The following is a 20,287-nucleotide window of genomic DNA, read 5'->3' as shown; positions in this document are numbered from 1 at the left end:
TGTTAAAGGAGAAGTTAATGAAAGTAATTAAGGCCAATAAGATCACCGCTGCCCACTGGCAACTATTCTTGCGGGCAGACCCCAGTCGGAAGCTAGTGACTGCTTATCTGAAGCACGGGGCCGTATTTGAGCTTCGGCAGGGTCCACGATTGCTTGCGACCCTCGTCCTCCTACCAGCCAGTACGTCCCAATTAGAGATTAAAAACCTGGCCGTTTCACCCCAATTTGAAAACCGTGGACTAGCCACATTCTTACTTACTTTTGCCAAGGAGTACGCTCACCAACACCACTACCATGAGCTAATCATTGGTACCGGATCAACAAGCTTTAAGCAGCTCTACCTTTACCAAAAGGTGGGCTTCCGGCCGGTGGCGATTAAAAGCGACTTCTTCACTGATAATTACGTTAAGCCAATTTTTGAAAACCGCCTTCGCTTACGGGACATGATCGTTCTCAAAACGAATATTGCTTGACTTTAAACATGTTAAAGGGACTACCGTGAAGCCCAGCACGGTAGTCCCTTTAGTATTCTTATTTATCGAGGTGGTAATCAACGTCATCGTCAAACTTGATCTTCAAGTCATCCAGTTGTTGTTGGCTAACCTTCCCTGGTGCGGCCGTCAGTGGTTCGACGGCTTTGGAGTTCTTTGGGAATGGAATGACGTCCCGGATATTGTCAGCTTCGGCCAGCAGCATTACCCACCGGTCCAGGCCAAATGCCAGTCCACCCTCTGGTGGCATCCCCATCGTCAGGGCCTTCAGTAAGAAGCCGAAGCGCGCTTCAGCACGTTCCTTGGTGTAACCCAGGGCCTTCAGAACCTTTTCTTGGACCTTTGGATCGTGGATACGGATTGACCCACCACCAATTTCTTGGCCGTTCAGGATAATGTCATAACTTTGGGCGTGTGCCTTGTGCGGATCTTCGCCGTCTTCAAGGTAGTGGAGGTCTTCTTCGTTCAACATGGTGAACGGGTGGTGCGCAGCGATCCACTTCCCAAAGCCTTCGTCATATTCAAACATTGGCCAGTTAACAACCCAGAGGTAGTTCCATTGCCCCGGCTTAATCATGTCCATTTCCTTGGCAATTGCCCGCCGCAGGTAACCCAAAGAGTCACAAACAACGTGGAAACTAGCCGCTACAAAGAGAATCAGGTCCCCCTCGTTTGCGCCCATTTCAGCATTAATTTGATCAGCCTTGTCATTTAAGAACTTGGCAACGGGACCGCTGTAGCCATCAGCAGTTACCTTAACCCAGGCTAATCCCTTGGCACCATAACGCTTGATATATTCTTCCTTCTTGGAAATGTCCTTCCGGGAGTACTTATCAGCACCACCAGGCACACAGATGGCCCGGACAAAGCCACCGTTGGCTACCGTTCCGGAGAAGACCTTGAAGGCACTGTCCTTAACGATGTCCGACAGGTCATGAATCAGCATACCAAAGCGGGTGTCGGGCTTGTCGGAGCCGTACTTATCCATTGACTCCTGCCACTCCATCCGGGGGAACGGTGTCTTAACATCAATTCCCTTAACTTCCTTCATAACCCGCTTGATCAGGCCTTCTGTTTCGGTCTGAATGTCTTCAGGAGTAGCAAAACTCATTTCCGTATCGATCTGGGTAAATTCCGGTTGACGATCGCCCCGCAAGTCTTCGTCACGGAAGCACCGGGCCAGCTGGTAGTACTTGTCTACCCCTGCAGCCATCAGCAATTGCTTGAACAGTTGTGGTGACTGTGGCAGGGCGTAGAAGTGACCAGGGTAAACCCGGGAAGGAACGATGTAGTCCCGGGCCCCTTCTGGCGTTGACCGGGTCAAGTCTGGCGTTTCCACGTCCAGGAAGCCCTCGCCATCGTAATAGTTGTGAACGATGGAGGCAACCTTGCTCCGTAACTTCAGGTTCTTCATCATTTCGGGACGCCGCAAGTCGAGGTAACGGTACTTCATTCGAAGCTCTTCCGTCGCATCAACGTTATCCGTAATATCGAACGGTGTCGTTTCTGACTTAGCAAGAACCTTGATGTAGTCCACGGCAACTTCAACCTTCCCGGTCTTCATGTCTGGATTAATTTCCTTTTCTGCCCGCAGTTGAACCTTACCATGAACCTCCAGAACGTATTGGCCCCGCACGGCGTTGGCAACCTTGAATACCTCTGGATTATCCTTTTCGTTAAAGACCAACTGGACAATGCCTTCCCGGTCCCAGAGGTCAATGAAGATCAAGCCCCCGAGGTTCCGGCGCTTGGCGACCCAACCCTTAAGGACGACTTCTTGGCCAACTTGCTTTTCACTGGTATCACCAGCGTAATTAGTACGTTTCATTCTCTAACTTCCTTTTTTATCCACTTCCAAAAATAAAAAAAGCACCCTTGTCGTTTAACAAGGGTGCTAATGCACGGTACCACCTTGGTATCTACTCAACGATAACGCTAGCTTCCTAGCGGGGACATTGCCCAACCTGAAAAGTGTCAATCGGCGCTTCGCACGACGGGCTTTCACCATCCCCGCTCGCTATAACTTTGAAGGCACCGAGCATTCTTTTATCTTCGGTCACGAATATTTAATTTCAGTGTTAACCTTACTCGTCCCCGGCCGGAAAGTCAATACCCGACAAACTTGCTTTTTGAGATATCAATTTTAAAATGAGGTTAACACTTTTGAAGGGAGTCATACAATGAGCAAGCTAAATCACAGCTGGTTTACCCAGTTGCCACTTAAAAACATCACCAGTTTTCAGCCGGTCAGCGGTGGTGACATTAATGAAGCTTACCGAATCGAAGCCGGTGGCAAGAGTTACTTCATTAAGGTCCAACCGAACCACCCCGCAAGCTACTTTAAACACGAGATTAACGGGCTCAATGCCTTGGGCAAAGTTGTCAACACACCCACTTCCCTGTATAACGGTGCTATTGATGGCCACGGCTACCTCGTTCTCAACTGGCTTACGGAAAGTGCCGGTAGTCAAGCTGACCTGGGGCGGGCGGTTGCTGACCTCCACCAACACTTCAATTCTCAGTTTGGCTTCGTTGATAACCACCAAACAAAGGTCCTGGTGAAGAACAATACCTGGAATGATAGCTGGAAAGACTTTTACGTTAACCAGCGCCTGGTTCCTGAGGTTGCGGCGGCCCAGCGGGAAAGTCGCTGGAACCGCTGGCGAGAAGAACACTTCCAGCAAATGGTTAAGAAGTTCCAGCAGTATTACAGCGACCATGAAGTTAGAGCGAGCCTCCTCCACGGTGACCTGTGGGCTGGTAACTTCATGTTTGCCAATGATAAGCCCTACCTCATCGATCCCGATGCCGTCTACGGTGACCGTGAGTTTGACATCGCCATGACGACCATCTTTGGAGGCTTTGATAACGAATTTTACCGCGCCTATACGGACAAGTACCCCTTCACACCGGGGATTAATGACCGCCTGCCCTGGTACCAGTTCTACTACCTGTGCATGCACCTGATCCTATTTGGTGAAAGCTATGGGGGTGCGGTCGACCGGATTTTAGACCGTTACTAAAGGCAATAATGAGGCTAATAAAATGAGCGCCAGTATTTGGATTTCCCGAACACTGGCGCTCATTTTTGATATCATTCTTATTTTTCAAAAATAATGGTGGTCGGACCATCGTTTTCCAGGTCGACCTTCATATCGGCACCGAACTGGCCGGTCTCAACGTGGACACCGGTCGCCGCTAACTTAGCATTGAAGCGGTCGTATAACGGCGCCGCAATGGCTGGCTTAGCCGCCGCCGTGAAGCTCGGCCGGTTCCCCTTCTGGGTATTTGCGTAGAGGGTGAACTGTGAGATCGACAGGATTTCGCCGTTGACGTCATTCAGTCCCCGGTTCATCTTGCCATTTTCGTCTTCGAATACCCGTAAGTTAACAATCTTATGGACCAGGTAGTCAAGCTGCTCATCCCCGTCATCAGGGCCAAAGCCAACCAAGAGCATGAAGCCCCGGCCAATCTTACCAACAACCATGCCATCGATTGTCACCTGGGCATGGTTCACCTTTTGTAATACAACGCGCATTAGACGACTCCTTTCGTTAACGAATTACCCGCTTAACCACGTAGACATCCCGAATATTCTTCAGAGCGTCCATAATCAACTGGAGCTGGGTCAGGTTCCGCACCCCAATTGTGAGACTGATTGTGACCATCTTGTTATGGTCAACCTTACCGTTAACGGAGTTCAGGTAACGGGTGCTATTGTTAATGGAACGCAGGACGTCGTTCAACATGCCGTTCCGGTTATAGCCCTGGACTTCAATGTCGGCACTATAGTTGGTCTTGTCCCCCTCGGGATTTGCCCAGTACACGCTGACGATCCGCTGACCACTCTTTTGGGCTGCCCGGATGTTGGGACAGTCTGCCCGGTGAACGGAAACCCCGCGCCCCTTGGTAATGTAACCGGTAATCTCATCACCGGGAACCGGGTTACAACAATGGCTTAACCGGACAAGGAGGTTATCAACGCCCTCAACAACGACGCCCTCACTTGATGCCTTCGCCTGTTTCTGCCGTTCCCGTTCGTCAGGTTCCTGAAGGGTCTGGTGATCTTCTAAGACAGCTTTTTCTGCTGCCTCCTTACGGTCATCCTCGGCCTTCTTCCGGATATCGGCAGTGAACCGGTTACGAACACCAACCGGCGCCAGGTCACCAAAGCCAATCGCCGCAAACATGTCATCACTGCTCTTGTAGTGCAGGTGGCTAGCAACTTCCTGACACTTTTCTTCCGTCATCAATTCTGAAGGAACGTAGCCAGCTTCTTGGAGCTGGCTCTCCAGCATCCGCTTCCCCTGTTCAATGTTTTCTTCCCGGTTGTGGGCCCGGAAGAAGGAGCGAATCTTGTTGCGGGCCCGCCGCGTCGATACCAGTTCTAACCAGTCCCGGCTTGGTCCTGCCGATGACGAGGACGTCAGGATATCAACAATGTCACCGTTCTTGATTTCGTAATCCAGGGGAACAATACGGCCGTTAACCTTGGCCCCAGTCGTATGGTTACCAACCTCCGTATGGATTTGATAGGCCATATCGAGGGGCCCGGCCCCCTTCGGCATCTCAATTACATCCCCTTTAGGAGTGAAGGCATAAACCTTATCCGTGAAAATATCACTTTGGATTCCCTGCATAAATTCATCGGTTCCGTGACTCTCACTGCGCATCTCCAGGATTTCCTTAACGACGTTCAGCTTCTGACTATCCTTCGTCTGCTTAACGCCGTTGGTCTTCCCTTCCTTATAAGCCCAGTGGGCAGCAACCCCATACTCAGCAACTTGGTGCATGTGATGGGTCCGGATTTGCACTTCTAGTGGCCGTCCCTCTGGACCAATGATTGTGGTGTGCAGCGACTGGTAGCCATTGGCTTTCGGCATCGCAATATAGTCCTTAAACCGTCCCGGCATTGGCTTCCAATTCGTGTGGATTGCCCCCAAAGCGGCATAGCAATCCTTAATTGTATCGACAACAATCCGGATCGCCAGGAGGTCGTAAATCTGGCTAAATTGCTTGTGCTGGGTGACCATCTTCCGGTAGATCGAGTAGATATGCTTCGGCCGACCGTAAATTTCGACATTTGGTCCCAGGTCGAGGTCACTAATGGCCTTCTTAATCAACTTGATGGAGTGGTTGATGGAATCTACCCGTTGGTCCCGCCGCGAATTCATTAGGTGGACAATTCGGTAGTACTGCTGAGGGTTCAAGTAGCGCAAAGAAAGGTCTTCCAATTCCCACTTGATAGTACTGATTCCTAGCCGGTCAGCAATTGGGGCGTAGATTTCCAGGGTTTCGTTGGAAATCCGCCGTTGCTTGTCCGGACGCAGGTGCTTAAGGGTCCGCATATTGTGCAGACGGTCAGCCAGCTTAACGATCATCACCCGAATATCCTTTGACATAGCCAGCAGCAGCTTCCGGTGCGTAGCAGCCATCTGCTCCTTATTCGACTTATATTGGATCTTACCGAGTTTGGTATCCCCATCGACAATCATGGCAATCGTGGGACCAAACAATTCCTTAATGTCGTCCAGGGTTGCCCCGGTATCTTCGACAATATCATGCAGGTAAGCAGCGCAAACCGTTTCCGGATCCATCTGAAGGTTAGCTAGGATCCCTGCCACCTGAATTGGGTGAATAATGTAAGGTTCTCCAGACTTTCGCCGCTGGTCATGGTGACAGATTTCGGCAAACCGGTAGGCCTTTTCAACCAGGGCCACGTGTTCCTCGTTCATGTATGATGCCACCATCTTGTGGACATCTTCATGGGTCAACTCTTTCGTTTCTGACATGAAAACAACCTCCCTTCGTCTTAATCTTGCTTACGCGTCGAACAGGACAGGTAAGTGATTGCTAAGTAGGCGGCGGCAAAGTAATACGTGTACTTTGGCATCCAGACGTAAGCGGCCGCTAAAAATAAGATTGGAAAGACGAACAGCGTCCACCAGCGAGCGGCGTGACGGTAAAGATAACTGCCTAACCAAACGCAGTAACAGCAATTAATTACGACCAGGACCCAGCCGACCCACATTGCCTTGGTAAACGGCAAAAACTTGAGTGCCAAAACTGGTACTAGGACCCCAAAGAGGATTCCCCCGCCCCACAAAAACATGTCAACATTTTTCTTGATCCAATTCATTCTCTCAACACCTTATACTTTGGCAATTTAATGCCCAAATTTATCTGCTTAATTGTAGCACAAAACTTAGTTAACCGGGGTTGCCAACTCACAAGCGTAGGAAACAGCAGCCAAAAAGTACAGGGGGGCCGTTTCCGTCCGCAAAATCCGGGGACCGAGGCCAACCGGCTGGACACCTGCCGCAGCCATTTGGTCAACCTCCGTTGTTGTAAGGCCACCTTCTGGACCAAAGACCGCGAGGAGCGACTGATGAGCCTTGATCTTTTGTAGGCACCGGGCCAGGCCGCTCTTTTCTCCCTGCTTGGCAGACTCCTCCCAGGCAACAAGGCGAAAATCAGCCGGGTTAGCCGCCAGCGCCTGCTTGAGGTTCGAATAGTAGGCTACTACAGGCTGGTAATTGCGGTGAGACTGTTCGGCAGCAGCATCCGCAATTTTTTGCAGGCGAGCAACCTTTTTTTGCTGCTTCTTTGACGTCCAGTGGCTAACCGACCGCTGGGCTTCAAAGAAGACGATTCGTTTAGCCCCTAGTTCAGTAGCCTTTTGTACGATCAGCTCTGGCTTTTCCTTAGTCTTGGGAAGGCCACAAAGGATCGTCACGTCAACCGGGAGTTCACTGTTTTTACCTAAAGCGTGGTCAATCTTGACAATTGTCTCTGGCTCTGTCACCGCAACCTTCGCTAGGTAGACCTGGTGGTCAGCGAGGACAAGCTCAACCGGTGTGCCAACTTCTGCCCTTAAAACGGTCGTCAGGTGGTGGGCAATCTTTGCTGGCAGAACTACTCGACCATTTTGGGCATGTTCATCAATGAAATAACGCTGCATCTTACTCGTCCTCCGCCGGTTTGTGGGCAATAATACCGTGCCAGTCCTTCATCTTAGTTTCACTATCAATAATGAAGCCCTGGGCCGTTAGCTTCTGACGAATCAATTCCGCCTTATCATCAATAATTCCGGAAGTTAGGAACAGGCCACCAGGCTTGAGGTTCTCGTAGGCCTGTGGAATTAGTGGGACGATAATCTCCGCCAGGATATTTGCGACTACAATATCGACCTGCGTATGAATGCCATCCAGCAAGCTATTGACACCAAGCTTGATATCACTAGCAACTGGGTTCAGGGCGATATTTTTCTTTGCCGAACGGACCGCAACTTCGTCAACGTCGTATGCGGCCACCGCACCCACACCAAGCTGCTTAGCAGCAATACTGAGCACCCCGGAACCTGTTCCGACGTCAATCATTGACTCGCCCCCGCGGACAACTTTTTCGAGTGCTTCCATCATTAAACGGGTTGTGGGGTGGGTCCCTGTTCCAAAGGCCATTCCCGGGTCAAGATAAATCAGTTTCTCACTCTGCTGGGCCGGCTGGTAGTCCTCCCACTGGGGAACGATGGTCAGTTCATTAGTTACCCGTAACGGGTGGTAATACTTTTGCCAGACAGTTGCCCAATCCTTATTATTGACCGTCGCTGCTGTTACCTGATCATTTCCCGGGTTCAGTCCATAATCCTTTAGTTTGGCAACCCGCATTTTGATTGTCGGGACAATTTCTGGCATAAAGGCTTTCTCCGGAAAGTAGCCGGTTACCGCGGCCCCTTGTTTCCGGTGGGGAATCTCATCCGGGTCAACAATTTCGCCGTGTTCTCCATACTTTCCCGGACGGAGATTGGCGAAATCGGCAGCATCGTCAATCTGAATTCCCTCTGCCCCCTCATTCGTTAAGATATAGCTAACTGCTTCAACTGCCTCACTAGATGTCACGACCGTTACTGATGTCCAGTTCATTTTTTCCTCCTTGAAATTAAGAAAATCGTGACCACCCTTCGATGGTCACGATTCCTGCTCATAATAATTATTCGTCATCATCAACATGGTGATTCTCTTCCTCACGCGCCCGCTTTTTCTTTTCTTTTTCCATGTGGTGCTTTAAATAGTCAATCAAATCCGACTCGGTTAAGAAAATCCGCGGATGGTGTTGGTGGTGTAAACGAACGTCGATTTCATTGATCTTTAGGCGTCCCGTCCAGGTATGGGAGTATCGAATGATTACCCGGTTGTTAAGCCGATGCTTACCAAAACGAAAAACGTAGACATGTTGGGGAGTCATCATCGGCCGAATGTATTCACGCTTGTACATTAAATCATTGTCACGCATGAACTGTTTAGTGCGATTTAAAATGGTAATCACCTCCTCCGAAATTATTTGATTAACTTTCTCGCGCGAAAGTTAATTGTAGGTATTTTTATTTTAGCACATGTTCTGACTCTACCAAAGTTAAAACACTATTAAGTTTGCCCCTTAATAAATATTATTTACGTTTGTTTTGCAAGCCTAATTAGCAAGTTTTATAGAGTTTGTGAAATAGTTATTTTGTGATAAGGCCAATATTATCATGTTAAAATTGTCTTATATTATAGATTTTTCACAAAGGAATGCTATAATATTTTTTGGAGATTTAATCTCGATAATTGCAAAAGACGAAAGGGAGATTGCTAATTATGTCTAAGAATCATCAAAAAGTTGTCCTCGTCGGTGACGGGGCCGTTGGTTCAAGTTATGCCTTTGCAATGGCTCAACAAGGGATTGCTGAAGAATTCGCCATTGTTGATATTGTTAAGAAGCGTACTGAAGGTGACGCTTTGGACCTGGAAGATGCTACTGCATTCACTGCTCCAAAGAACATCTACTCCGCCGACTACGACACCTGCAAAGATGCTGACCTGGTCGTTATCACTGCCGGTGCTCCACAAAAGCCTGGTGAAACTCGTCTTCAATTAGTTGACAAGAACCTGAAGATTATCAAGTCCGTTGTTGAACCAATTATGAAGTCCGGCTTTGATGGTATCTTCCTGGTTGCTGCTAACCCAGTTGATATCTTAACCTACGCTGTTCAAAAGTTCTCTGGTTTCCCAAAGAACAAGGTTGTTGGTTCCGGTACTTCTCTGGACTCCGCTCGTCTGCGGGTTGCCCTTGCTAAGAAGTTCGACGTTGACCCACGTGACGTTTCTGCCAACATCATGGCTGAACACGGTGACTCCGAATTTGCTGCTTACTCCAGTGCTACTATTGGTGGTAAGCCATTACTGGACATCGCTAAGGAACAAGGCGTTTCAACTGACGAACTCCTTAAGATTGAAGACGACGTTCGTAACAAGGCTTACGAAATCATTAACCGCAAGGGTGCAACCTTCTACGGTGTTGCTACTGCCCTGATGCGGATTTCTCGTGCCATCCTGCGTGATGAAAACGCTGTTCTCCCAATCGGTGCTCCAATGAACGGTGAATACGGTTTGAAGGACCTCTACATCGGTACCCCAGCCGTTGTCAACGCTTCTGGTGTTGCCCGTGTTATTGAAGTTCCTCTTAACGACCGTGAAAAGAAGGCTATGGCTGCTTCTGCTGCTGAACTGGAAAAGGTTGCTAAGAACGGTTTGGCTAAGCTGGAAGGTAATAACTAACATTTAAATTATTACTTCTAAGGGTCTGGGTTACTATTCAGGCCTTTTTTGTTTGCCATTTTTTTGCTGGTTAGGATATGATAAGGGTACTAATCTTTAAGGAGGGACTTTCCTTGTCAAAAATTACCGACCTACAAGAACAAATTATCAAAGCTAACATTGACGTCGCTTACATCAGCGACCCGATGACCATTGGCTACCTCACTGGTTTCTATGAGGAACCATTAGAACGGGTAATGGCCCTGCTCATCTTTCCTGATGCCCAGCCGTTCTTCTTCACCCCGGCCCTCGAAGTGGAGGCCGCTAAGGGAGCCGGTTGGTCAGGTGACATTTATGGCTACCTTGATCATGAAGATCCCTTCGCCATTATTGCCGAACATGTCAAGGAACGCGTCGCCCACCCCGCCAAGTGGGGAATTGAAGAAAGTCACCTGACCGTTGACCGCTTGCTCCACCTCAAAGGGCAATTCCCTGATGCTAAATTCACCACTAACCTGACGCCCACGATTGAACGGATGCGACTAATCAAGAGCCCTGATGAGATTGAAAAGCTTAATCAGGCCGGCAAGTGGGCTGACTTTATGCTCGAAGAGGGCTTTAAAAACCTCGCTATTGGCCGAAGTGAGCAGGAAATTGCAACTAACCTCGAGTATGCCCTAAAGAAGCACGGTATCATGCACACCAGCTTTGACACCCTTGTTCAAGCGGGTGCTCACGCCGCTGAACCGCACGGTGCCACCTCAAGCAATCAGGTCCAGAACAATGAACTCGTCCTCTTTGACCTCGGCTGTATGGTTAAGGGCTACGCCAGTGATGTTTCCCGCACCGTGGCAGTTGGTCAGTTAAACACCAAGCAAAAGGATATCTACCAGGTCTGCCTTGAGGCCCAACTGAGCGCCCAGGATGCTGCCCATCCGGGAATCACTGCGGAGGAACTGGATGCTGTGGCCCGGGACGTAATTACCAAGGCTGGCTATGGTGAGTACTTTATCCACCGCCTGGGACACGGTCTGGGAATGAGTGATCACGAGTTTCCTTCAATCATGGCCGGAAACAAGCTGGTTCTCCAGCCTGGCATGTGCTTCTCAATTGAACCCGGGATTTATATTCCAGGTGTCGCCGGTGTCCGGATTGAGGACTGCGTTCATATTACTGCTAATGGCTGTGAACCCTTCACCCACACCAGCAAGGAACTCAAAACATTTAACCTTTAATGGGTCAATAAATAACCATGATAAGACTTTATCATTGGTTATTTTTTTAAACCACCACAATTGCGGTATCATAAAAGAGTGAACTACTATTTGGAGGGATAGAAATGCAAAAGAAAAATCGTGATGCCTGCACCTCGATTATGGTTGGGAAGAAGGCGGCCCTCGAGGGAACCCCGATCATTTCCCGCAACGAGGACCGGGTGAAGGCAATCGAACCCAAGCGGTTCATTGTCCAACCCGCTGTTCAAGGACGAGACGAGACATATATTTCGCCTTACAATAAGCTAACGGTGGAAATGCCGACCGCCGGGATGCGCTACACTTCGCTACCGAGTCTTGATCAAAGCGCCGGGCCAAACGAGGAAGCCGGGATTAATGAGGCTAACGTCGCCGCTTCGTTTACCGAAAGTGTTTACGCTAATAACCGGGTACTAGCCTATGACCCCTTCATCAAAAGTGGGCTGGCCGAGGATTCACTCTGTACCCTGGTCCTCCCCTTCATCCATTCCGCACGGGAGGGTGTTTCCTACACCGGTAAACTGATTGAAAAGTATGGGTCAGCAGAAGGCAACGGGATGCAGTTTGCTGACCAGGATGAGGTCTGGTACATGGAAGTTGTCACTGGTCACCAGTGGGTAGCCGTTCGCATCCCCGATGATTGTTATGCGGTAACCCCCAACCAGGTTGCGATTGAAGACATCGACTTTAATAACCCGGCCAACTACATGTGGGCCCCGCATATTCGCGAATTCGTCGAACAGCACCAGCTGAACCCGGATGTAGATAAGTGGAATTTCCGTCACATCTTTGGGACTAGTACCCAAAAGGACCGCCACTACAACACTCCCCGAACATGGTTTGCCCAACGGTACCTCAGCCCGGTAGCCGCAAAGGGTCAGGAACCGGAAGATAACGACATGCCGTTTATCCGTAAGGCTGAATTCAAGATTGCGGTTGAAGACGTCCAGTACGTCCTTAAATCGCACTTCAATGAGACCAAGTTCGACCCAATGGGGACCGCACCGGAGCGCAAAACTTACCGGGCAATCTCACTTTCCCGGACTGCTGAATCGCATATTCTTCAGCTGCGCGACCCTCAGCAGTTCCAAACCAGTATTCACTGGCAGGAACTCGGGGTCCCCGCGTTCAACCCCTACGTGCCATTCTTTGCTAATGCCACGAATACTGATGAATCTTACCGGGTCGTTCCCAACAAGATGGACCTTAAGAGTGCATACTGGTTAAACGAAGCCCTCGCCGAGGTCGTTGAAAGCCACTACAATGAGTTCATTGAACAGGATGAGGACTATCAAAAAGAGCTAAATGAATGGGGCCGGCGTAAGATTGCGGAAGTGGATCAAAAGGCCCAGGCACTGACTGGTGAAGAGCTTACTGCCTACTTAACAGCCCAAAACCATGCGATTGCTAGTCACTACAACCAGCGAACGAAGGAACTGCTTTTTGACCTGTTAACCCAGGGATGTGAGCTTTCCCGAATGTCATTTAAGATGGACCCTAACCTTTAAATACGGTAAAAATCCCAAATTATTTTAAAAATGAGCAGGTACAAAGGCTTAATAGTCTTGTACCTACTCATTTTTATGTTCGCAGTAATTGCCTTAATGGGCCGCTTCCATTTCACAGAGTCTTAAGAATAGACCACATGCACTTCCAAAAAGCGTCACCATGATATCAACGTTTAAGTTTGTCGGTCTTCAAAACAGCATGAATGCAGCTAATAATTTTGCCATACCCTAAAGAAAACGGAAAACCAATTACGCCGAATTCAATTAATTATCTGTGTAGTATAGTCCATCAACAATTGTGACATTCGAAAATCGAAACTACGATGAACACCTACGTCCACCTAACTGACAGAAAGAAGCGTGAAACTGCAAGTCTCTTCGACAAGATAGCTAAGCTTTAATCCTTCCCTGAATCAGCCTAGAATTTCGTTTTCTTTCCCTTAGTGCCTTCCCTGAATAATAAAATTAAGGGAAAATTCAGGGAAAAGCGGCCTCAAATTGGTCTAGCTTGGGGTAATGACTTTTTGTTAAATGCTGCTATATCAACGTTTAACGCTCGTCGGTTTCCTCATCGGTCTTCAAAACGGCCATGAAGGCTTCGAATAAGATTGGAAATATTCACAAGGATTAATATAAATTAAACTGATTTAGCGTGTAATTTTTTTGCTTTATTATAGGAAGAAATAATTGGTATCACAATTAATCATGATTAAGGAGTATTCAACCATATGGAAACGAGGTGGTAATTTTGTGGTAAGAAAATCGGTGCAAAACGTCATGATTTTGCACCGATTTTTTCATTCTTTGCACTTGATTATTATTTGACTTCACCGCCATTAGTAAAATAAAACGTTTCAAGTAATTCTGCCGTTGGTACCCTTTGGATTGTTAATTTTGGCACTTCTGATATTTCTTTATTTATGGTATCCACGCTTTCATTAATGGTCTTTATTTGTTCTTGTAAACCTGCCTCATTCTTTTTTAGCTCTACTAATTGTCGATGAGTTTTTTCAATTCTGTTTTGCAATTCTTTATCATAATTACTTAGCTCTTCAACTTTTTTTGTTGAGTCTTTTCACTAGATCATTACTATCATTTTCAGTAAAACTACTACCAAATGCAATCCCTTTATTATTCAATCTTACTATTTTGAAAAGATGATACACGAGTTGAACCCAGATAACTAGAAAAACTGCCAAAACAATTGTAGAAGGCCATTTCTTAGTATGCTCAACTAATATATAGATTGCTGTTGCTATTATTGATAGTGTAACCATCATTTCATCTATCTCTTTAATGACATTCATAAAACTTACCTCGAATCATAAAGCCTGCATATTTAAAGTATACGAAAAAGAGCCAGCCTTTTCCACGGCTGACTCCAGTAAGCTTTATGATTAATTATATTATACGACAAATATAATACAAAGACCAACCATTCCAATGATGAATAGTTCATTTTTTAATTACTCACTAAATCGCTTGTCTATCATTTTTTGTAGTTCTCGTAAGTCATCATCGGTTGCTAAATCACGGATAAATTTACGAGCGTAAGAACGATAGCGATACACTCGGTTCTTATCTTTGTTTTTACTATCCCATTTTTGTTTGGCTCTTTTCTGGGCATCACTAACCATCTGTATCGACCTTCTCACGTTAATATGGTATACTGAATATGCAAAAAGCCAAGAGGCTCCATCTCTTGACTTCTTGCGTTCCGGAAATTAGACTAACCAGCTAACCGCTATTTGCGATTAGCTTTTTTTATTATCGCATAAGCCTTAGCGAAGTTAATCGCGGCTACCGACAACAACCAAATTGTCAGTGCGATAACATGGCAGCCTCTCTTTCCGGTTGACTTTTGTTTCCATCAGTATCATCCCCTTTCCGGATTCAGGGAATCACTTCCGGAACGCTGTAGCCTTGGTAAGGTCGCGACTCCTTTCCTTGACTACAATTATATTATACCTTATTAACATAGATAAAGCAATATTTTTTGTAAATAAAAAAGACCCGGCAGACGCTTTCCACACGCCTCCGGGTCACGGTTAAACTGAAAGAGGAATTTTCACCTCTTTTTTGTACTATAATATACTATTTATTTTTACTATTAAATTATTTGGCTACAACAGTTAGCTGTTTTAGTGCATTTCGACGACCAACATCTACATTTATTGCTTTAATGGAGTTTGCCATTCCACTAGGTATATCAAGTGTTGCAGTAAGAGTATGGTACCCCCATCCTCCTGACGCAATCGTTTTACTGATTGATGTTCCTGGGATTGAAATTGTAACAGAACCCGTACCGCTATTAACTACTTGCAATGTTACTTCTAATCTCGTATCTCCTAACGGCACAGGACTCGTGAAATCATACGAGCCCCCACCGAAGGTCGAAATTTGTAAATTTTCAAAAACGGTGACTGTCTTGGAAGGAGTAGCTGGTTGAGAAGGAGTAACTGGCTGGGAAGGAGTAGCTGGGGTATCGTCTTTTGATGTCGTACCGCCTAATAAATTAATCATTTTTTCAATGGTTAATTTCCCAGAAGTACCGGTACTCTTTTTAATGGCATTAGCAAGTCCCGTATAAGCCTGAAGAACATTTGTATACGTAGGTAATTCACTAATACCAGTTCCCTTAACGACTATTTTCAGATTGTTGATTGTTGCAAATGTGCTAATCCCAATTAGGTCATCAGGCAGCTCGGTTACGTCTTCATATTCACCAGGTGCACTAACATGAATAAACCACCATCCATTTGTATAATCAACATATGCCATATTAACTTTATCTGGATTCTCAAACTTTAAGATAATGGTTCCGGCACCTGCATCGGTAGGCTTATCAGAAGTGATAATAATGTCACTAATCTTGGTATGGGCAGGAATGGGCTTAGCAAACAAGTGTATATTTGCGTCGTCTAAGTCGCCTAATAAGTTACCATTCCAGTATACGTTTCCACTTGGAGTCAGTGCACTAACCATCTGATGAATTGACAATTTGCCGGTTTTTCCAGTTTTACTCCTAATAGCGTCAGCCAGCTCTGTCATCTTGTCGTCTAATGACATTTGATCACCACTCCCCGTTTAGGATTGCGTCCTCAACCCACTTTTTAATCTCGGCTTTATCCGCATCGGTCCAATAGTCAGTGCCACGAATCGGAGTCTTGCCATCATTACCAGCTCTGCCTTGTGAAGGATTTCCAGTGTCTCTTGAGCCAAGATACCAGTTGCCATTTGATCCGATATAAGGAGTATCTCCGTCCTTACCTGATGCACCGGGAACACCTGGCTGGCCATCTTTACCTGGTTCCCCCTGTGGGCCTTGCGTACCCCGGGAAGGTTTCCCAGTATCTTGATCACCAAGATACCAGTTGCCATTGCTACCGATATGCGGAGTTATTCCATCTTTCCCTGGCGCACCGGGAGCACCCTGCCGGCCGGGTTGCCCAGGATCGCCTTGTGGGCCTTGTTTACCATCTTCACCTTTAGGCCCTCGAACCCCTTGGGCACCGGAGAAGTCAGCAATGAACTTAAACTCAGTACCATTCCACAAGTACATTGAAGCGTTGTCTGGGTCACCGACTTCTGAAGCGATCATGACGAAATCACCGTCAGTCAAACCGTCACTGGACATATCAGTCTTTGACGTAAAAGTCTTGGCAATGGCAAAAGCTTTCCCATCCTTACCATCCTTGCCGTCAGCGCCTTGCTGACCGGGTGTACCAGGGTCACCTTTGGGTCCTCGATCACCATCTTTGCCGGGTTCCCCCTGTGGTCCTTGTACTCCACGAGATGGAAGATTGGTGTCCTGATCGCCGATAAACCAGTCGCCGTTATCGCCGATGTGTGGAGTAACCCCGTCTTTACCATCTTGACCAGTCTTCCCAGTAGCACCCTGAGCGTGAATCCCAGTGTCATTATCGCCGACAAACCAGTTGCCGGTGGTTTTATCAATGTGCGGGGTAATCCCATCTTCACCAGTTTGGCCGGTTTTACCTTGCTCACCTTGGGCGTGGACACCGGTATCTTTGTCACCTAAGAACCAGTCTCCAGTGGCAGTGTCAACGTGAGGGGTAGTTCCATCACTACCATTTTTTCCATCGTGACCAGCAGGGCCTTGTGAAGCTGTTGGAATATTGATCGTCTGGCCGCTAATGGTTAAGACTCGCTTGCTAGTGTCCAGAGTTATGCTACCTTTGGCTAAGTAATCACTGTCCGCATCAACTTTAGTAAGGTATCCAGTAAGATCGACTTTACCGCCAGAAGCGATGTCAGTCAGCTTCTTATCAACTTCGTCCTTAGTGTAGAAGTGCGACAAATCAACGCTATCTGGAATATCAACAGTTTGACCGTTAATAGTAAGAGTACGTTTGACTACATCCAAGACAACCTTGGGAATGTCAGACTCTTTTGCCAACCCCTCAATGCTTGGCACCTCTGCTTTTGTGGCATACTTCTTGTCAGCGTCCGCAACTTTCAAGTAGCCAGTCAAATCTACTGTCCCACCAGTGGCGGCCTTGCTGAGTTTGTTATCCATTTCAGCCTTAGTGTAATAGTTTGATAAGTCCACACTGGCCGGGAGATCAACCGCTACCCCGTTGACGGTCAGTGACCGATGCTCGGCATCATAAGTGACTTGTGGGACCTCACCCTTTTTAGCATATCCAGACAGATCAACGCTTTCTGGAATAGTGAGTTCCTGGCCATTAATGTCTAGTACCCGGCTCCTTTCATCCAGAACGATCTTGGGCAGTTCGGTTTTCTTAGCATAGTCCCCAAGTTGACGTTGAATGTCGCTCTTTTTTGCATAATCCCGAAGATCAACATCGCCACTACCTGGGTGATTCTTCAGGAAGCTCTTAACCGTATTTTCAACCGCTTCTTGAAAGTCAAATCGCTTAACAATTTCACCGGTCTTATCCTTGATATTTTCGTTAATCGTGAATTGAAGGACCTTTGATGGTGATGGATAGATTGCCGTGTCCTTAGTCCCATCAAGGTTAGTCCATGTTTCCCAAATTTCCATTGAGTAGTTATCCGGTGGCAATTGGAAAAACTCATTACTATCGATTAACAGGTTTACCCCATCGATCGTACATGGGTAGTCACCAATATATCCTGAATTATTAGCCACCTTAGCGGTGAAGGTATGCAATGTGTTAGCCCGCACCGGATCACCATAAATGTTACTTAAGTTGATATGAAAGTCAACGGTCGTATCGCCGTGCTTAAAAGCACTGACATCGATATCAACGCCTTCAATTGCGGTTCCTTTTAATGGCATTGTTTCGCCTCCTTACTTCATAGTTACTTCAATTGTGTCGTCGTCAAAACGCTTGGCGGAGAAGTCATGGCAACGAATCGTGATAGACGTGTCGCCATTTAACATCGGCATTGCTGGTCCATTAAATGGTTCAAACCAGTAGTCAACGTGCTGGCCTTCACCAAATTTGTCGTCATCTGACCAACGGGCAATGACCTGTAGCTTACGTCCTACCAGATTACCGTCATACTTGAACCGACCGCCGAAGCCAGATACAGCAGAACCGTAAATATCAGCATGCTGTGCGGCTACGTCCTTCCGTTCGATAGGTGTTGTCTTGATTCGTTGTAGTTCCTTCTTTGCATTAACGTCATACAAGATAAGGTACTGGCTCTTCTTACCCAATGCGTAATCACTGGTGAACCAGCCGGATACATAAAGGTCATTAGTGTCGACTGTGACCGACTTGCTGTCTAAGAAGGCTTCCGATTTATTAAGCGTAATCGGTGCGGTGTAGTCAAGGAAGTTACCATTGCCGTCCTTATCATCGGTGTAGCGGAAGATAACCTTTAAGGTCTTGCCAGCCATACCAGATACATAGTCAAAACTTGCACTAAAACCGGATTTACCAGCCCCTGGAATATCAGGAAAAGTCTTAGATACGTCCGGCCGGTCAGTCAGGTTAACTGCTGCCCGCGCAAATTCATGACCATTATTATCGGTAATAATGACATAAGAAAATGGCTTGCCCTGTGTCTTCTCACTGGCAAACCAACCATCTACTACTAACTTGTTATTTTCAAAGCGGTACCCGTCAAGGTGTCCACCTTGTGTAATCTTTGTTTGTGCCATTCGTGTAAACACCCCCGTTAAATCAATAGAACCGTCGATGTGTTCACCAAAGAAGTTATCCGTAAATTGCCATGCGCCAATGTGGTTAGAGATACCAGGGAAGTAGTTCATATAAGGCGCGGTTACTGGCCCCATCGTAGGATAAGCCGCAATCCAAACTACTGCTCCAGTGGCGTTATAGATAGCGTCACAATCCCACAGGCTAGCCATACCGGAATATGAATAGAACACGGGTACATAACCGGCTGCCTTAACACACTTAAGGAAGGCAATTGCTGCCTGAGTGTTAGGACCCCGATAGCCCAGTCGTTCTTCATAATCCAGTACCAACGGTGAACCTTGTGGTAGTCCCATTTGACGGGCACAGGCAATCGCAAGGTTAGCTTCCTGGACGGCTTGGTAGGAATTACCACGGAACCGGCTAAAGTGATAACCGCTTGCCATTAATCCTTCGTGTCGAATAGCAGCAATCTGACCAGCGCCGTAGCCGTTCGTCCAGCCCGTTCCTTCTGACAGTTTTACGATTCCACCTTTGACACCCCGTGCCTTCCAACGTTGCCAGAAACTATAGTAAACGGCTGCTGGCTGGAAGGCAGATACGTCTAGTACATATCCGTAATTAGCCATTGTGTACCACCACCCCGGTCTGAGGCTTAGCGTTAGGGTCAACTGTCGGCGTTAAATCACTCTTTTCATAAGCTGATTGGACGGCTTGCTCAACCGTTTCCCGCTTAACGTCAAAACCCTTGTCAGCAAGGGCACCGCCTACTAGTGAGGTAGCTTGTTTAAACTTATCATGTCCGGTGGCTTCGTTATTACTTACTAGGCTGTTAACGGCGTTATCAGCTAGCTGGTTAAGCAATTCGATTAATTCCCGTTCCTGCACGGTCTTAGCGTGCTTTTGTTTTTCGATCATTACCGGCTTAAGGTATTTCCAGGCAAAAATAAAAAGCGCTGATAGAGCGCCGCTAGAAATAAGCCAGTTAACGATGTCATTAATGGTTTTCATCATGTTCGTTATTTCTCCTTCCGCTTAAAAACCTCTTGTTCGAGGTTCTTAATCCGCGTATTCCTCACCTTTGCCTCACCAATGTGCTCCTCAAATTTATCCTCGAGTCGATCAACACGATTTTCGGTACGTCGGCTTGAGGATCCAATCGAATCAAGAGAATGGCTTAAATTATCCATCTGATTAATTAACGTTTTAACTGAGTTAGATAGCTTCTCGGTTCCATTCTTTATTGCTACGTTAAGAAGCCAAATCAGAATGCCACCGGCAATTGAAACAATAGTGGTTATCGCCATCCACTCATCGAGTGAATATCCCAAAAAATGGTGCATG

The 20,287-nt window shown here is 47.1% G+C and carries 20 protein-coding genes; 5 read left to right on the top strand and 15 right to left on the bottom strand.

From position 1 onward, the window contains the following. The first annotated feature begins 17 nt into the window (after positions 1 to 17). The gene (locus QOS01_RS00605) at positions 18 to 473 is read left to right on the top strand and encodes a GNAT family N-acetyltransferase (protein WP_283620633.1); all 456 of its coding nucleotides are present in this window, start codon (positions 18 to 20) and stop codon (positions 471 to 473) included. 58 nt (positions 474 to 531) lie between these two features. On the opposite strand, the gene aspS is transcribed toward QOS01_RS00605, so the two are convergent. Then, positions 532 to 2,319 carry an aspartate--tRNA ligase gene (gene aspS, locus QOS01_RS00600; RefSeq protein WP_283620632.1) on the bottom strand — a complete coding sequence of 596 codons (1,788 nt, stop codon included), beginning with the start codon at positions 2,317 to 2,319 and terminating at the stop codon, positions 532 to 534. 352 nt (positions 2,320 to 2,671) lie between these two features. Between aspS and QOS01_RS00595 the strand changes: the two genes are divergently transcribed. Continuing rightward, entirely contained in the window at positions 2,672 to 3,514 is an 843-nt protein-coding gene (locus tag QOS01_RS00595) for a fructosamine kinase family protein (protein ID WP_283620631.1), read from the top strand. A gap of 77 nt (positions 3,515 to 3,591) precedes the next feature. On the opposite strand, the gene dtd is transcribed toward QOS01_RS00595, so the two are convergent. The 6 genes from dtd to QOS01_RS00565 all read right to left on the bottom strand — a co-directional run bounded on the left by dtd (position 3,592) and on the right by QOS01_RS00565 (position 8,783). After that, positions 3,592 to 4,029 (bottom strand): D-aminoacyl-tRNA deacylase, encoded by a 438-nt coding sequence (gene dtd, locus QOS01_RS00590; RefSeq protein ID WP_283620630.1) that lies wholly within the window; start codon positions 4,027 to 4,029, stop codon positions 3,592 to 3,594. 16 nt (positions 4,030 to 4,045) lie between these two features. Further along, on the bottom strand, positions 4,046 to 6,283 hold the full coding sequence (locus QOS01_RS00585; RefSeq protein WP_283620629.1) for a RelA/SpoT family protein: 2,238 nt from the start codon (positions 6,281 to 6,283) through the stop codon (positions 4,046 to 4,048). Between the two features lie 20 nt (positions 6,284 to 6,303). Continuing rightward, positions 6,304 to 6,630, bottom strand: coding sequence for a hypothetical protein (locus QOS01_RS00580; RefSeq protein ID WP_283620628.1), 327 nt, complete (start codon positions 6,628 to 6,630; stop codon positions 6,304 to 6,306). Positions 6,631 to 6,696: 66 nt separating this feature from the next. Next, positions 6,697 to 7,452 carry a 16S rRNA (uracil(1498)-N(3))-methyltransferase gene (locus tag QOS01_RS00575; protein ID WP_283620627.1) on the bottom strand — a complete coding sequence of 252 codons (756 nt, stop codon included), beginning with the start codon at positions 7,450 to 7,452 and terminating at the stop codon, positions 6,697 to 6,699. A gap of 1 nt (position 7,453) precedes the next feature. Then, the gene (gene prmA / locus QOS01_RS00570; RefSeq protein ID WP_283620626.1) at positions 7,454 to 8,413 is read right to left on the bottom strand and encodes a 50S ribosomal protein L11 methyltransferase; all 960 of its coding nucleotides are present in this window, start codon (positions 8,411 to 8,413) and stop codon (positions 7,454 to 7,456) included. Positions 8,414 to 8,480: 67 nt separating this feature from the next. Next, positions 8,481 to 8,783: a hypothetical protein gene (locus tag QOS01_RS00565; RefSeq protein WP_047770464.1), complete on the bottom strand. Its 303-nt coding sequence runs from the start codon at positions 8,781 to 8,783 to the stop codon at positions 8,481 to 8,483. Positions 8,784 to 9,127: 344 nt separating this feature from the next. Between QOS01_RS00565 and QOS01_RS00560 the strand changes: the two genes are divergently transcribed. The 3 genes from QOS01_RS00560 to QOS01_RS00550 all read left to right on the top strand — a co-directional run bounded on the left by QOS01_RS00560 (position 9,128) and on the right by QOS01_RS00550 (position 12,827). Further along, positions 9,128 to 10,087 carry an L-lactate dehydrogenase gene (locus tag QOS01_RS00560; protein ID WP_047770466.1) on the top strand — a complete coding sequence of 320 codons (960 nt, stop codon included), beginning with the start codon at positions 9,128 to 9,130 and terminating at the stop codon, positions 10,085 to 10,087. Positions 10,088 to 10,200: 113 nt separating this feature from the next. After that, entirely contained in the window at positions 10,201 to 11,301 is a 1,101-nt protein-coding gene (locus QOS01_RS00555) for a M24 family metallopeptidase (protein WP_283620625.1), read from the top strand. A 104-nt stretch (positions 11,302 to 11,405) separates the two neighbouring features. Then, positions 11,406 to 12,827, top strand: coding sequence for a C69 family dipeptidase (locus tag QOS01_RS00550; protein WP_283620624.1), 1,422 nt, complete (start codon positions 11,406 to 11,408; stop codon positions 12,825 to 12,827). A gap of 817 nt (positions 12,828 to 13,644) precedes the next feature. Here the strand turns inward: QOS01_RS00550 and QOS01_RS00545 are convergent. The 8 genes from QOS01_RS00545 to QOS01_RS00510 all read right to left on the bottom strand — a co-directional run bounded on the left by QOS01_RS00545 (position 13,645) and on the right by QOS01_RS00510 (position 20,286). After that, entirely contained in the window at positions 13,645 to 13,854 is a 210-nt protein-coding gene (locus QOS01_RS00545; RefSeq protein ID WP_283620623.1) for a hypothetical protein, read from the bottom strand. Positions 13,855 to 13,879: 25 nt separating this feature from the next. Continuing rightward, the gene (locus QOS01_RS00540; protein ID WP_283620622.1) at positions 13,880 to 14,134 is read right to left on the bottom strand and encodes a hypothetical protein; all 255 of its coding nucleotides are present in this window, start codon (positions 14,132 to 14,134) and stop codon (positions 13,880 to 13,882) included. A gap of 159 nt (positions 14,135 to 14,293) precedes the next feature. After that, positions 14,294 to 14,464, bottom strand: coding sequence for a hypothetical protein (locus QOS01_RS00535; protein ID WP_283620621.1), 171 nt, complete (start codon positions 14,462 to 14,464; stop codon positions 14,294 to 14,296). Positions 14,465 to 14,942: 478 nt separating this feature from the next. Beyond that, positions 14,943 to 15,896, bottom strand: a complete 954-nt coding sequence (locus QOS01_RS00530) for a hypothetical protein (protein ID WP_283620620.1) — start codon at positions 15,894 to 15,896, stop codon at positions 14,943 to 14,945. A 4-nt stretch (positions 15,897 to 15,900) separates the two neighbouring features. Further along, positions 15,901 to 18,114: a collagen-like domain-containing protein gene (locus tag QOS01_RS00525; protein ID WP_283620619.1), complete on the bottom strand. Its 2,214-nt coding sequence runs from the start codon at positions 18,112 to 18,114 to the stop codon at positions 15,901 to 15,903. Between the two features lie 12 nt (positions 18,115 to 18,126). Beyond that, positions 18,127 to 19,572, bottom strand: coding sequence for a GH25 family lysozyme (locus QOS01_RS00520; RefSeq protein ID WP_283620618.1), 1,446 nt, complete (start codon positions 19,570 to 19,572; stop codon positions 18,127 to 18,129). Further along, entirely contained in the window at positions 19,565 to 19,957 is a 393-nt protein-coding gene (locus tag QOS01_RS00515) for a phage holin, LLH family (protein ID WP_283620617.1), read from the bottom strand. Before QOS01_RS00515 ends, QOS01_RS00520 begins: the two co-directional genes overlap by 8 nt. A 5-nt stretch (positions 19,958 to 19,962) precedes the next feature. Beyond that, positions 19,963 to 20,286 (bottom strand): hypothetical protein, encoded by a 324-nt coding sequence (locus QOS01_RS00510; RefSeq protein ID WP_283620616.1) that lies wholly within the window; start codon positions 20,284 to 20,286, stop codon positions 19,963 to 19,965. Position 20,287: the final 1 nt, after the last annotated feature.

The organism is Limosilactobacillus avium (assembly GCF_947381485.1).
GTDB lineage: Bacteria > Bacillota > Bacilli > Lactobacillales > Lactobacillaceae > Limosilactobacillus > Limosilactobacillus avium.
The sequence above is the reverse complement of the archived record's forward strand: the minus strand, read 5'-3'. Positions and strand labels throughout refer to the sequence as shown.